Below are 13834 nucleotides of genomic sequence, written 5' to 3'. Positions count from 1 at the left end.
AGGGTACTGGGCCAGGGTCTACCTTGCCGCAAACGGAGCGGTTTGGCTGTCAGACGGGGCATTGTGGGGCTGCGCATTGCCCCGTCAGTGGTTGATCCAGCAAGGCTGGGTCAGGCAAACGTCACCCAGTCCTGCGTCTGGGCGCTGTCTAAATGGTTGAGCGTGTTGAAAGTTTGCAGCATCAGGCGCTTGGCGCTCATGCTCAGCTCGGTCACGGCGGTGTTGCGGATGCGCATATTCAGCGCAATCGAGACTTCCGCTGGCGCACCCAGCACCAGGCTGGCGGCGGTAGAGATGGGGCCACCGCTGCTGACCACCAGAACATTGCCGCCATGGTGCTGGCGGCGTATTTGCTCCAGCGTATGGCGTATTTCGCCGGAAAAATCTTCCCAACTGGGCATGCCTTCGGGGCTGATGACGCCTGCCATCCACTGCGCCAGAGCATCGCACAACAGACGAAAGTGTGTGCGGTAGGTCTCAGGGGTTTCGACCGGGCCCAGTGGCTCCGGATGCACGCAGCGAATCAGGGCGTGGCTGTCGTATTCATTCAGTCGCGGTAAGGCTTCGGACGGCGGCAAGGGCGTCAGCGTCTGGCGGATACCGTCCAGCGTCTGCACATGGCGCCTGAGTGTGCCGGTGTACACCGCATCAAAGCGCATGCCGCGTTCCTGCCAGTAACGCCCCAGCTGTTGAGCTTGCTGCTCGCCCAGCGGGCTGAGCTGGTCATAGTCATCGGCGCCAAACGAAGCCTGGCCGTGGCGTACGAGGTAGATGGTTCCCATGGGCGGGAATTGTGAAGAGACCTGTCAAGCACGTCTGTCTTGCTTGTGACCTAAAGCAAAAGCACGTGTTTACTTTGTAAAATATGGAATGAGAATAGTTAGCATTGCGCTTCTTTTGAAATTAAGAAAATCAAACTCAAATCATGAGAAATAAAAAATACGTGGGGGGCTCAGTCGTGGCAGTACTTGGGGCTTGCTCACTGTCGGTGGCATATGGTCAAGAGAGCGAAGCCATCGAACAGGTGATGCTGCCAGAGACTCAAGTTGTGGAAGAGGCGTATGAGGAGTCGATAGGTACAACGAGCTACAGTAAAAAAATAATTGATTCGACGCCGAATGTTAATGGAAATATAGGTGGGCTATTAATAAGGAATTCTGGCGTTAATTTTGATAATTCTCAATTAAGTAGTAATTCGCCAGGATCTATATCTCCTGAAAATATATCTATCAATGGTGCAAAATTTTATGATAATAATTTCCTAATAGATGGAGTTTCAACCAAAAGTAATATTTCAGGCGGAGTTATTGGGCTCAGTAATGCGAACGATACTCCTGAAGTAGATAGTTCTCAAGGCTTGGCGATTGACACAAAACTGCTTTGCAACTTAAAGGTCTTAGACAGTAATGTGCCTGCTAGTTATGGGCGATTCATGGGTGGAGTCGTCGAAATGGATGTTTGTGCACCTACCAAAAAATTCGGTGGTGGTTTTTCTATAGAGCATACAAAAGACAAGTGGTTGGAGAAGAAAGGGCGTGATAGTTCGGAATCGACAAGCACTGATAACCATGAGAAGTTTGATAAGTGGATTTATCGAGGAAACTTTGAATCTCGTTTTAGTGAAAACCTGGGGTTGGTTGGTAGCTATTCTAGAAAAACATCAGAAATTCCACTGAGAACTTATTCTCAAGGGTATATGAGTAATGTTGGCGATAACTACAAGGATCTGATTAGTAAATCTGAAAACCTTTATTTAAAAGGATTTTTAAATAATTCTGCTGATGTGCGTGGCGATTTTTCTATTAACTTTTTGCCCAGTACCTATGAAGGGTTCGCTGAGAATATAAAAAATAGTGGTTACCAAAATAAAGCGGGTGGCGGTTATTTGAGTCTTGGACTTTCACATAATGTTTTAAATGCACGTGTCTCACATAGGGTTTCTTATAAAGAGACAGAGTCTTCAAAATTTTCAGATCTGGATGAGCGTAAAACCTGGAGGTTTTCACCTGAAAAAAACTGGGGGAAACTAAGTGTTAACAGTAAAACCGGCGTAACTTTGTGGGCCAACTCCAGTAGTATTGAAGGTGGCGTTGGTGACATCGAGCAAAAAGAGAGTGTATTCAATTACAAAATTAGCGCAGCACTAGATGAATTTAATATTGTTGGTATAAAAAATAGCATTGATTTGGGTTGGGAATTTGAATATGATGATTTTAATTATAAAAGAAATAGTGATTATTATCAGTATCAAACAGCAACGACGGGTGGTCTGAGTCCCAATGCAACTACGTGTAATTTAAGTACGGGTGGCGTTGACTCTGAATATTGTTCTCTCGTCCCTGTTTATAAAGCAGATGGTTCTTTGCAGGCATATGGGCAATACCTGAATAGAAGAGCAAAGTACCGTGCGGGTGAAATAAATTACAAATCAATATATAATTCTTTTTATCTGTCTGATCGAATGGATTTTGGTGCTCTTTCTGTAATATTTGGCGGTCGATGGGATAAATTCTCTACATCGAAAGATATTTCTTTTGCACCACGCTTTTATTCTATTTATAAATTTGAAAATTCTTTGGATTCATCTTTTCATTTTGGGTTAAATAGATATTACAGCCAAAACATGAAGGCATTTGGTATTTATTATAAGAAAAGGTCTCTGCAATCGCCTTTTGAAACTCGAAAAATTACCGGGGGGGTGATTCAGCCTTGGGTTGTTGCGGCTGATAATGTGATGCCAGCTAGGCCTGACGATCTGAAAACACCATTTACAGATGAAGCATCTATTGGTTATAACTTTTCGTTTAAAAACTTCGATTGGAAGTTTAAGTATGTGAAAAGAGATTCAAAGGATGAGGTCGGTTCATATGCAAAAGGTGGAATTTTTTTCTGGGATAATTCTGGATCAAGTAAGTTTAATGTTTTCTCCATTTCCATGGAAAACAAAAAACCATTTATTATTCATAAGACTGAAAATTTCATGTCTATGGTTTTTGATTATTCAAAAAAGAAATCTACCCATAGTAGCTGGAATGACCGAGTATTTAGTGAAGATGGTACCGCTGATAAAGTTTATTATAAAGGTGACTTGATTAATGACTATGAACTTCCTGTGCAAAACTATAATATCCCATGGACGTTGAGGTTTATGACATCAACTGATTTTAAAGATTACGGTTTTAAATTGGATAGTATTATTAGAATTAAAAAAGGCTATGAGAAAGTCGCTAAAATATCTAAATTAAATGGTTTGGATGTTTGGGATGATGTGAAAATGGAAAATACAATTAATTTTGATTTGAAATTTTCTAAAGATTGGAAACTCTCAAAGTTATCTAAAATTTATGCTGAATTAACTTTGGAAAACGTTTTTAATAAATCTAATCAATATGATCATGATGATCAGGGGTACCTTTTGGAAAAAGGACGTCAAGCGACGTTGCGAGTTGGCTACGAGTTTTAAAAAGTGAAAAATTCCCTCGCATGATCTAATGCAGACAATGCAAGATGCGCAGCCCATAAAATGGCTGCGCTTTTTAATTTTAAAGATTGAAAATGAGACTAAGTCTAGCTAGAAAGATTTCGCTTGCATTGCGTATGGCCTGTGCAGCCAGTGCAGCCAGTGCGCTGGTGTGCATGTCTACAGCCATGGCGCAAGCAGTCAAGGTGCAGGCCAATGCCACCACCCAGCTGGCCAAGGAGTCCGCGCCCAACACGGCGGTCGGCCGTCTGCTTCAGCCTGTCAATAACCAGGCTTTCACATGTGGTGCGAAAGAGGGTTGGGACAAGGACTGCCTGCGCAGCCAATACCAAGGGTTGCCCAGCCAGTGGCCTCAGCCGAGCATCGATGCTGGCAAGGCTTGGCGTGAAATGGCTCCCGTGCCAGCAGTGCAGCCGCCCGCCAATGCCAAAGAAGAAGCGCAACGTGCACTGGGGGCCTTGCTGTTCTTTGATCCAGGCTTGTCACGCAAGGGGGAGGTGGCCTGTGCCTCTTGCCACCAGTCCGACAAATCGTTTGGTGATGGTTTGGCGCTCAGCGTGGGTGAAGACAAGATGATGGGCCGCCGCAGGGCGCAGCCTTTGTTTGGTGCACCGTTTGCCGACAAGTTGTTCTGGGATGGCCGTGCCGCTTCGCTGGAAGAGCAGTCCAAGGGCTCGATCCAGAACACGTTTGAGATGAACAACACCCTGGAGGCTGCGCTGGCCCACGTGAATGCACAGCCGCAGTACAAGGCGTTGATGCAAACCGCCTATGGCACGCAGAGCATCAGCGTGGATGGCATGGTGGGTGCGTTGGCCAGCTTTGTACGTACGGTGCGCCCGCCCAAGACGGTGGCAGACCAAGTGATTGCGGGAGACACCCAGGCACTGACCGATCAGCAGCTGCTGGGCCTGCACCTGTTCCGCACCAAGGCACGCTGCATGAACTGCCACAGTGGTCCCATGCTGACGGACAACGAGTTCCACGATATTGGCCTGTCGTTCTACAGCCGCCGCAACCAGGACTTGGGCCGTTTTGAAGCCACACGCGACAAGGACGATCTGGGCAAGTTCAAGACGCCCAGCTTGCGCGGCGTGTTCTACGCCGGGCCGTGGATGCACAACGGCTTGTTCCCGGACATGCATGGGCTGATGCGCCTGTACAACATCGGTATGGGGGTGGTTGCCGGTGATCCGGAAAAAGACCCTTACATCCCGCCCAAGTCGCCGCACATGAAGGCTATCAACCTGAATGCCGAAGAGATCGATGCCTTGGTGGAGTGGCTGCGACTTTTGTAGCTGCTAGCCCTTGCCAGATAAGCGAAAGAGCCAGTTTTCAATGAAAACTGGCTCTTTGTTTTTAGGGAGTTAAAGAAGCGCGGCGTGCGCTTAAATCTGCACCCAGTGGTTGTCCAGCGCCAGCGCGGCGGTGCTGGCCACTGCCTGTGATCCAGGCCATTGCTGCACTTGCTGCGTACCGCCGGACCACAGCGGCGCAGGGCGGGGTTGCAGGGGGTGGATCACGCTGTCGTTGCTGATGCAGTACACGCCGGGCTGGCTGTCCTGGCGCAGGCAGTGGCCCTGTGCTTGAGCTGTGGGGGGGGGCTGCCACCAGGTCAGCAGATCGGCCCGTGGGCAGCTCACCGCAAAGTGGGTGCCGTTGCAGCTGATGTCGCCGCCATAGCCCTGCCACTCGGAGTTCGCAGGCAGCGGTGCAGCATGCAACTGCTGGCCATCAAACAGGGCCAGCACCGGGGCGCGTTGCTTGTCTTCGGCACGGTCGTGCTCGGCCTGCAGGGCAATACCGAGCCAGCGGCGCTCCGGCGCCCACGCCACGGCAGGGCCCCAGGCCAGGTGGCGCAAGCTCAGGCGTGTATCCGTCAGGCGCCATTGGCCCGCGATGGCACCGTCGGCATGCGGATTCAACCGTGCGATGGACGAGTCCATGTGCGTGAGCTTGAGTTTGCGGCGGCCGGTTTCAGGCTGCGTGGGGATGCCACCGTTGGCCACCATCAGGCTGCCGTCGCGGTCCAGCAGCAGCTGGTGCGGGTCCATGCCGCCGGTACGCCACTCGGCAATTTTCTCCAGCGTCTGCGCATGCCGTACGCCGATCAGGCCCTGGCTGTCGGCCAGGTCGGTCTCGGTGGTGTACAGGTGCTGGCCATCCTGGCTGGCAATGACGTGGCCGTTGAAGGCGCGATCAGGTTCAATCCAGTGCCAGTGTTCGCTGCCATCCGGGCGCACGCGCAGCAGCCAGTCACCGGGGCGGCGGCTGGCGAACAGCAGCGTGCCGTCGGACAGCTGGGTCATGCCGTGGGCCCGGGTGGGCACGGCATGGGCATGGACGATGTGCAGCGGTGCGCGCGCGTCAGGCGGCATCTGGACCACGCCGACAAACAACTCGGGCCCTACGGCCCAGGCGGCAGCCAGTTGGGTGGACGCAGCCTGTGCCCTGCTTCGCAGCGGCAGGCAAGCCAGCAGGGCCGCGCCCTGCAGCCATTGGCGGCGGGTTGCAACCATGGGGCTAGTCGCCATCGGCGTCCGAGAAACCGATGGTGACGTCCAGCGCCAGCGCCACATCGTTCTCAACCAAGTGCTTGAGCTGGCTTAGCGCCTTGCTGGCGGGTGCCACGCTGTTCAAGTCAACCTGGTTGATGGCTTGCATTGCGGCATCGGCTTTGTGCGCGGCATCGCGCACTTCGTTGGCCAAACGCTCCCAGCCCAGCACTTCGACCAGGCGGGCAACGCTCACCTGCTCGGGATGCTGGGCATCACCCACAGCCAGGGTGTGCAAGGCGCTCCACTGGGCTTTCCAGCTTTGCAGCGTGCCCTGGCTGGCCGAGCGGGTGACTTGGGCGGGCTTGTCTGCGGTGGCGCTGCGCAAGGGTTTTTCCATGGATTGCCAGCGCAGGCGTTCCAGGCCGCCGATCCACTGGTTGAGGAATTCCCCTGTGCTGTCGAAATCCAGTTGCGTGGATTGGCTGGCGGCTTGGTTGGCCTGGTGCAGTGCCTGCAGCTCCTGGGCCAAGTCGCCCGCGACCAGCGTGGTGTAGTGGCAGGCGGGGGTGTGTGCGGCGGCCACCTGGGTCCACAGCAGATACTCGGCCGTAGGGAAGCCTTTGGCAGGTGCACCAATGGTTTCCATGGCGGCCACATCCTTGGGGGCCTTGCGCAAGGCAGATTTCAGCAGCGCAGGGCGCATGGGCTGAAAGTCAATCATGCGGGCCGTGCGGCGTTCAATCTGGGGGCCCATGGCCAGTGCGGACAGGCGCTCCCACGCCTGGCTGGTCTGGCTGAATTGCGTGCGCACCTGCTCCAGGCTGGCACTGCCTGCGCAGTACTGCTGCAGCTGGCGCTGGAGTTGCTCAGCGGTTGCACTGGCCTGAGCCGACTGAGGCACAAACCACTGGGCGTACAACGCCTGGGCGGCAGCGCCCGACGTCAACGGCGGCGCAGTGGGTGCTGCCTGTGCACTCCAAGCGGTCAGAAGCAGGGCCAAGCCCAGAGAAGAGGTGCGATAACGCATTACAAAGATTCCACAAATTGAACCAGGGCTGCACGGTCTTGCGCAGGCATGTGACGGAATTGTTCCCGCGCTTGTTCCGCTTCGCCACCATGCCACAAGATAGCCTCGGCGACACCGCGGGCACGTCCGTCGTGCAGCAGGCGTTGGTGGTTATTGACCGCCGGAATCAGGCCAATACCCCACAGCGGTGGTGTGCGCCATTGCTGGCCATTGGCGGCGAAGTCCGGGCGGCCATCGGCCAGTGCTTGGCCCATATCGTGCAACAGCAAATCCGTGTAGGGCGTGATCTGTTGCCCAGACAGCGCCTTGCTGCTCAGGCTGGGGAACAGGACCGCACCGGTGGTGTAGCTGGGGCGGTGGCATTGCGCGCATTGCGCCGCGTGGAACAGGGATTCCCCGCGCAGCACTTGCGCATCTTCGGCGTTGCGGCGTGCAGCAGGTGCCAGGGTGGATTGGTAGAAGATGACGTCATTGAGCACGTAGTCTTCAATTTCCACACCGTTTTTGCCCTTGGCATTGCCGTTGGGCGCCGCCAAGCAGTCTTTCTGTGTGGCCGTGCAAGTCTGCTGCGGAAAGCGCTTGGAGGTAATGCCAATGTCTCCGTGGAAAGCGCCGGCTGACTGGTGGGCCAGACTGGCGACATTGGCTTTCCAGCCAAAGCGGCCCAGCATCATGCGCTCGCCGTAGGCATCCCAGACATAGTTGGGCTGCCCTTTGATGGGGCCTGTGGTGGCGGCTTGCGCCTTGGCATTGGCCAGGATGTCGGCTTCGGGAATGGCTTCCAGCAGGCCCAACCCAATGACCTGGGGCGCCACGCGGGGGCTGAACATCACGTCGGCAGACATGGGGCCGTAGCCCAAGTCTGAGAAATGGTAGATGGGCTTTTCGAGCGTGAAGGCCGTGCCATCGGCATAGGTGCCGGGCAGGTTCTCATACGTCAGCGTCAGCGTTCCTTCGCCTTGGACGCGGGTGACACCCATGGTGTTGAACTGGTCGCCATAGACGGGTTCGTGCTTGGGGCCGCCGTGGGCGTCGGCACCTGGCACCGACAGGCGGATCAGCAAGCCGGCAAAAGGCTCGGGTGCCAGCGGATTGTGGAAGTCTGGGGGCTGTGCGCGGCCATCCTGCACGTGACAGCCACCGCAAGAGCGGGCGAGGAAGTGGGGGCCCAGGCCATCACGGGCCGTGGTGGAGGCTGGGGCTTGCACCCAGTTGCGTTTGAAGAAGGAGTTGCCCACCACAAAGCGTGTGCGTTCGGCATCGCTCAAATTGGCAGCAGGCAGGGAAAACGCATTGCGGCCGTTGGAGTAGACCGTGGTCGCACCACCTGGCAGGGCATTGGCCGCAGGGCGTTCAAACAAGGCGCTGGGGGGCTGGGCAGGCGCCGCGGCGGGGGGGCTGGAGGGGGATTGGGCGGTACAGCCCGCAGTGGCCAGGGCCAGGGCCAAGGTCCAGCCGAAAGAGTGCGAGGAGGTCATAAACTTTCAAAGTCCTAACAAATACACCGCTGCCTAATGTGCCCAAATGGGCGGCAGCGGTGTACTGCGCAAGCAACCGAAGTTGCGTGCGATCAGGGTTCGACCAGATTCAGTTGCTCAAAGCCGACGGCTTTGGCTGCATCGACCAAGTCTTTGCTTTGCTGGGTCAAAGAGTCGATGGTGGCCTGAATGCTGGCACGCGCTGCGCTGTCACGGGCACCTTGGATGGCTTGGTCAAACGGTGCAGGAATGCTCTGCGCCGATGCAACGGACTTCACAATTTGCAGCGAAGTTTTTTCAGCCGCTGCCTGGTCGTGGGCCGCGACCCAGTCGCGCAGTCCGGGGCCCTTGAGGGTGCTGCCGTCCATGCGATGGTAGCTACCCAACCAGACGTTCTGGATGCCTTGGGCATTGGTGACCGCATCACGGTGGGTGTTGTCCGAGAAGCAGGAGTGTTCATCTTCCTGGTCACGGCTGGCCATGGCGACTTCCAGACGCTCACCGGCCAGTTCGCCGCGCGACAGCGAGCCCAGGCCCACAAAAATTTTGCGCAGCGATGCTTCACCGCCCTTGTCAAACTTGGCGCGGAAGTTGTTCTTCACGCCAGGCTTCCATTCTTTGGCAACAGATTCCAGGTCTTCCACCAGCAACTCCGTCACGACCTTCAGGTACTGGCGGCGGCGGTCGGCATTGGCCTTTTTGCCGTCGATAAAGTCGGTGAAAGGACGTGCACCAGGGCCGGTTTCGCTCAGATCCTGACCCCATAGCATGAACTCAATGGCGTGCCAGCCGGTGGAAATGTTTTCTTCGCCGTCATGTTCGTTCAACTCAGCCAGACGTTTTTTCGTGATGGCGACCTTGCGGTTGTTGATCAGGCCGGCTTTGTCGTCGCCTTCCACGTAGTCCACATAGGACTCATCCATGGGCCAGGCATTCATCTGACCTTCAGGACCGTCTTCGCTGTCAATCGGGCCGTCATAGAAGCGGAAAGCTTCGGTTTGGCCGTAGAACTCGCGGGCATCCAGCCAGGCCTTGCGTGCGGCATCCTGCGTGGCTTGGTTGGGCTGTGCCAGGAAAGCCTGAACGGCCTTTTGCATACGCTTGGCGGCCGTGATGGTGTCGCTGTAGTTGGCATACACCAAGGTGCTGTAGTGCTGCACCACATCCTGTGCCTTCAGCTGGCTGGCAGTGGCGCTGGCTGCGGCCACGGGCTGGGCGGCAAAAGCTGGCGTAACAGTAAGCGCACCCAGGGCGAGCGTGCTGGCAATCAGGTAGCGGTACATATGCAATGTGTGAGTGAAGGAATGAAGGGGAATATTTTATGGGATTGATAATTGTTTTTATTTGCTTTTGAGCAACACACTCAACCCTGTCATAAAAGCACGGAGCCTTGGACACAGAGCGCGGACTGGCCGCCCACCCAAAGCTGTTGCTGTGCATCATGTGCAAGGTGGACATGGCCTGCTCTGCCCAAGCAGCGGCCCTGCAGTGCGAGATAAGGTGTTTGCAGCACCTGGCGTTCAGGCTGCCGGTGACGGGGTCTTCATCGCCAGACAGGGTGAAGGCGCGCACTTCCAGCTCGGCATGGCCGTGGTGGTGCAGGGCACACAGGCCGATGCCGACATCCCGATCAAACAAGCTGGACAAAGCTTGCAGCGCGCCGACGTTGGTGCGCAGTGACAGCAAGTGGTCCACGGTATCCAGCTGCAGGCACAGCCAAGGGGTGCCGACGTCCAGCATGGCAACCGCATGCATGCGGGATGTATCGATCTGCAAAGCGGCACAGACCACATCGAGTGCATCGGGCACGGCGAGCGTTTGCACGGGAGGTGCGGCAAAAGCCAGGCCTTGGCTGAACGGCTGGATGGGCACCAAGCCCGCCGCGCACTCCTGAACAATGCGCTGTGCATGCTGGGCCTGGCCACCATGGGCCAGCCATGCGTAGCAGGTGCCCAAGGTGGGGTGGCCTGCAAAGTCCATTTCTCCTGCGGGCGAAAAAATGCGGACCTGATAGTCCGCGCCTTGGGCGCGGGCAGCGGGGCTGGGTGGCAAGACAAACGTGGCTTCGGACAGCTGGGTCCAGCGTGTGAACGCCAGCATTTGTGCAGTGTCGAGGCCGCAGCCATCCAGTACGACCGTGACCGGGTTGCCCAAATAGGCCTCTGCGCTGAAAACATCGACCGTCATCATGGGGCGCTGGCGCGCAGCGCTGGGGTTCACAGCGTGACCTCACCTTGTACGCAGGTGATGGTGTGGCCGCCAACCCAAACTTGCTGCTGCGCATCTTGGCTGATAGCTACCCAGCCATCACGCCCCACACAAGCCCCTTGGTTGGCCAGGTAAGGGGTCGACAGGTGGCCTTGCTCCAGCAGCCAGTGGGCCATGCTGCCATTGAGGCTGCCGGTGACCGGGTCTTCAACACCCGTGGTGGAAAACGCGCGCACCTCGAGTTGTGCTTGGGGTTGGGTTGCCGCAGCGCGCAGGCCTGTGGCAAATGCCTCGGCTTCGCGGCAGGCGCGGCCAATCAATGGGGTGGCATCGCTGCCCTGGTAGCGTGCAGCGACGCCCACTTTGTGGCCCAACGCTTGAATACGGGCCAATTGAGGCTCCAGAGACAGTACGGTGTCGGGGCTGTCGAGCAGCAGGCACAGCCAGTGCGGGCCGTTGTCGAGGTAAGCGGCATCCAGCACCTGCTCGGCGCTCACTCCCAATGCTTCGTAAATGTGGTGCAAATTCCCGGGCAGCGGGAGTGCGCGTGTCGCGGGGTTGGCGAAAGCTAGGCCTGCTGCGCTGCGCTGGATGGTGATCAGGCCTTTGTCGCACTCCTGCACGATGCGGTCCTGAGTCTGGGGCTGGCCGCCGTGGGCCAGCCAGGCGTGGCAGGTGCCCAGAGTGGGATGGCCTGCAAAAGGCATTTCTGCGGCGGGCGTGAAAATGCGGACGCGGTAGTCGGCCCCCTGGGCGCGCGCCGCATCGCTGGGTGGGAGCACAAAAGTGGTTTCCGACAGGTTGGTCCAGCGGGCAAAGGCCTGCATCTGTGCCGTATCCAAACCGCGGGCATCCAGCACCACGGCGACCGGATTGCCTTTGTAGGCAACGGCGGTAAAGACGTCCACAGTCATCATGGGGCGGTGAGGGGCGACAGGTGCAGTCATGGCGGCAGAAACAATCAGAAAAAGAAAAAGCGCATAGCTTGCAGGAAGCTATGCGCTCAGCACGATACGCTGCTTGTGACAGCGCCGCTGGTGTGCGGTTGGATTACTTGGCTTGGTGCGCGCGGATCGCGGCGGCCAGGGCTGCAATCCCTTGGTTGATCTGCTCGGGCGAAACCGTCACGTACGACAGGCGCAGCGTGTTGTTTTCTGCTTCACCCGCGTAGAACGGTGCGCCAGGCACGAAGGCCATGCCGCGCTCGACGGCTTCCGCCAGCAGTGCCTGCGCATCCATGGACTGGGGCAAACGCACCCACAGGAACATGCCGCCGACGGGGCGTGTCCAGGTGACGTCCAGGCCTTCCATTTCGCGCTGCAGGGCCACCAGCATCACATCGCGCTGCACTTTGTACATGGCACGGATGGTGGGGATGTGGCTTTCCAGGAACTTGTCCTTCATGACCTCTGCCACCACGCGCTGGTTGAAGCTGGGGCTGTGCAGGTCAGCGGCTTGCTTGGCTTGAGTCAGCTTGCCGTAGACCGACTGGGGCGCCACGATGAAGCCCACACGCAGGCCGGGGGCCAGCACCTTGGAGAACGAACCCATGTAGATCACGCCTTCGGGGTTGCGCGCGGCCAACGGCAGCGGTGGCTCGCCTTCGTACCACAGGTCACCGTAAGGGTTGTCTTCGATCAGGGGGATATCCAGTTCCTTGGCCTTTTCCACCAGCGCTTGGCGGCGTGCCTCGCTCATGGTGCGGCCTGTGGGGTTCTGGAAGTTGGGCAGCACGTAGGCTACGCGGGCCTTGTCTGCGCCCGAACCCACCTTGGCGGCGAAGTCATCGATCAGCATGCCTTCGTCGTCGCTGTTCACGCCAACCGCGACGGGTTCCATCGGTGTGAAAGCCTGCAGCGCGCCCAGGTAGGTGGGCTTTTCCACCAGAATGCGGCTGCCCTTGTCCAGGAAGATCTTGCCGATCAAGTCCAGCGCTTGCTGGCTGCCGGTGGTGATCAGAATCTGTTCAGGGCTGACATCCCAGGGCAGGAAGTCGGCAATGGCCTGACGCAGCGCGGGGAAGCCTTCGGTGGTGGAGTACTGCAGCGCTGCAGCGCCATCGCGCTCCATCACGGTGTTGCAGGCCTTGGTGAAGGCGGAGATGGGGAAGCTGGCAGGTGCGGGCAGGCCGCCAGCCATGCTGATGATGCCTGGGCGGTCAGTCAGCTTCAGGATTTCGCGGATCGCGGAGGAGTTCATCTTGGCTGCACGCGCAGCCAGGGTCCAATTCGTCATAACTACTCAATCTCAATAAGCCGCGCGCGCAGAGTGCGCGTGCCGGCGAAAGCTTGTTGCAAAGAGCATACCGTTGTGCAGCATGGCCCCGCAGCCCCGGAAAATACGGATGGTGGGGCGCGCAGGCAATTGGCGTCAAGCCACGGGTAGGTGGTGATGCCGATGCACCTATTGTGAAGCGAAGTATCAAAGCGTGCAGGCGTCGCTCCGAAAAAAAAAGCGCGATTCAGGCGCGAAGCATCCAAATGGCCGTCAGCACCAGGAGGGCTGCCATACCGCGATTGAAGCAGAGTAAGCGCTTGCCGCAGGCCAGCCACTGGCGTAAAGCCGCGCCAATACAGGCATAAAGCAGATTGCTGGTGAATGCGTAGAACGCCATGACGGGCACCACGATCAGCATGCGGCTGGTGAAGTCGCTCTGGCCTGCCACCCAGCCTGCGACGATGGTCAACGCCAAAAGCCATGCCTTGATGTTGACAAACTGCAGCAGCACGCCCTGGACAAAGCCGACTTGCAGCTGGGAGGCACGTGCTTGCGCCAGCTGGGCGCTGCCCGACAGTTTGAAGGCCAGCCAGAGCAGGTAGCCAATGCCCACGGCTTTGATGCCCCAGCGCAAGGCGGGAATGCCAGTAATCAGGGCGCCAACGCCCAGGGCGCAGAGCACCAGCAGCAGCACCCAGCCCACAGGCACGGCCGTGATGAAGCGCAGGCTGCGGCGCAGGCCGTGGTTGGCAGCGATGGCGGTGGACAGGGTGGTGTTGGGGCCGGGCGAAAAGCTCATGGCTGTCGCCAAAATGAGCAGGGCAGTGAATTCTTGAAAAGGCATGGCAGAGGTGTCAGAAGCGGTCACCACTGTAGGGGGCAAGCACAGCGCATGCCAGCACGTTTGTACCAAGCCGTCGCAGAC

Annotated in this window: 10 protein-coding genes and 1 pseudogene; 2 read left to right on the top strand and 9 right to left on the bottom strand. The window is 57.2% G+C overall.

Going from position 1 to position 13834, the window contains the following annotated elements; all coding sequences use genetic code 11:
• Positions 1 to 110: 110 nt before the first annotated feature.
• Positions 111 to 782 (bottom strand): histidine phosphatase family protein, encoded by a 672-nt coding sequence (locus AC27VO_RS04805; RefSeq protein ID WP_488665585.1) that lies wholly within the window; start codon positions 780 to 782, stop codon positions 111 to 113.
• Between the two features lie 143 nt (positions 783 to 925).
• Between AC27VO_RS04805 and AC27VO_RS04800 the strand changes: the two genes are divergently transcribed.
• On the top strand, positions 926 to 3463 hold the full coding sequence (locus AC27VO_RS04800) for a hypothetical protein (RefSeq protein WP_488665584.1): 2538 nt from the start codon (positions 926 to 928) through the stop codon (positions 3461 to 3463).
• A gap of 173 nt (positions 3464 to 3636) precedes the next feature.
• A complete protein-coding gene (locus AC27VO_RS04795; RefSeq protein ID WP_488665583.1) occupies positions 3637 to 4779 on the top strand; it encodes a cytochrome-c peroxidase in 1143 nt (380 codons plus the stop codon).
• Positions 4780 to 4869: 90 nt separating this feature from the next.
• Here the strand turns inward: AC27VO_RS04795 and AC27VO_RS04790 are convergent, their stop codons facing one another.
• The 8 genes and pseudogenes from AC27VO_RS04790 to AC27VO_RS04755 form a co-directional block, all read right to left on the bottom strand.
• Entirely contained in the window at positions 4870 to 6000 is a 1131-nt protein-coding gene (locus AC27VO_RS04790; RefSeq protein WP_488665582.1) for a DUF1513 domain-containing protein, read from the bottom strand.
• 4 nt (positions 6001 to 6004) lie between these two features.
• Positions 6005 to 7006, bottom strand: coding sequence for an imelysin family protein (locus AC27VO_RS04785; RefSeq protein WP_488665581.1), 1002 nt, complete (start codon positions 7004 to 7006; stop codon positions 6005 to 6007).
• The gene (locus AC27VO_RS04780) at positions 7006 to 8484 is read right to left on the bottom strand and encodes a di-heme oxidoreductase family protein (RefSeq protein WP_488665580.1); all 1479 of its coding nucleotides are present in this window, start codon (positions 8482 to 8484) and stop codon (positions 7006 to 7008) included. Before AC27VO_RS04780 ends, AC27VO_RS04785 begins: the two co-directional genes overlap by 1 nt.
• Positions 8485 to 8576: 92 nt before the next feature.
• Positions 8577 to 9767 carry an imelysin family protein gene (locus AC27VO_RS04775; RefSeq protein ID WP_488665579.1) on the bottom strand — a complete coding sequence of 397 codons (1191 nt, stop codon included), beginning with the start codon at positions 9765 to 9767 and terminating at the stop codon, positions 8577 to 8579.
• Between the two features lie 238 nt (positions 9768 to 10005).
• Positions 10006 to 10671: pseudogene (locus AC27VO_RS04770) on the bottom strand (PhzF family phenazine biosynthesis protein); the annotation flags it as partial.
• 29 nt (positions 10672 to 10700) lie between these two features.
• On the bottom strand, positions 10701 to 11639 hold the full coding sequence (locus tag AC27VO_RS04765; RefSeq protein WP_488665578.1) for a PhzF family phenazine biosynthesis protein: 939 nt from the start codon (positions 11637 to 11639) through the stop codon (positions 10701 to 10703).
• Between the two features lie 103 nt (positions 11640 to 11742).
• The gene (locus tag AC27VO_RS04760; protein WP_488665577.1) at positions 11743 to 12927 is read right to left on the bottom strand and encodes an aminotransferase-like domain-containing protein; all 1185 of its coding nucleotides are present in this window, start codon (positions 12925 to 12927) and stop codon (positions 11743 to 11745) included.
• 226 nt (positions 12928 to 13153) lie between these two features.
• Positions 13154 to 13753: a LysE family translocator gene (locus AC27VO_RS04755; RefSeq protein WP_488665576.1), complete on the bottom strand. Its 600-nt coding sequence runs from the start codon at positions 13751 to 13753 to the stop codon at positions 13154 to 13156.
• Positions 13754 to 13834: the final 81 nt, after the last annotated feature.

Source organism: Comamonas sp. 14P8.1.4, from assembly GCF_057799285.1.
Note: the sequence above shows the minus strand (reverse complement) of the source record. Positions and strands in the feature narration are given on the sequence as shown.

Coding starts and splice junctions, on each gene's coding strand:
- AC27VO_RS04765 (WP_488665578.1), bottom strand. CDS start 11,639: ATGACTGCACCTGTCGCCCCTCACCGCCCCATGATGACTGTGGACGTC.
- AC27VO_RS04780 (WP_488665580.1), bottom strand. CDS start 8,484: ATGACCTCCTCGCACTCTTTCGGCTGGACCTTGGCCCTGGCCCTGGCC.
- AC27VO_RS04775 (WP_488665579.1), bottom strand. CDS start 9,767: ATGTACCGCTACCTGATTGCCAGCACGCTCGCCCTGGGTGCGCTTACT.
- AC27VO_RS04755 (WP_488665576.1), bottom strand. CDS start 13,753: ATGCCTTTTCAAGAATTCACTGCCCTGCTCATTTTGGCGACAGCCATG.
- AC27VO_RS04785 (WP_488665581.1), bottom strand. CDS start 7,006: ATGCGTTATCGCACCTCTTCTCTGGGCTTGGCCCTGCTTCTGACCGCT.
- AC27VO_RS04790 (WP_488665582.1), bottom strand. CDS start 6,000: ATGGTTGCAACCCGCCGCCAATGGCTGCAGGGCGCGGCCCTGCTGGCT.
- AC27VO_RS04795 (WP_488665583.1), top strand. CDS start 3,637: ATGTCTACAGCCATGGCGCAAGCAGTCAAGGTGCAGGCCAATGCCACC.
- AC27VO_RS04805 (WP_488665585.1), bottom strand. CDS start 782: ATGGGAACCATCTACCTCGTACGCCACGGCCAGGCTTCGTTTGGCGCC.
- AC27VO_RS04800 (WP_488665584.1), top strand. CDS start 926: ATGAGAAATAAAAAATACGTGGGGGGCTCAGTCGTGGCAGTACTTGGG.
- AC27VO_RS04760 (WP_488665577.1), bottom strand. CDS start 12,927: ATGACGAATTGGACCCTGGCTGCGCGTGCAGCCAAGATGAACTCCTCC.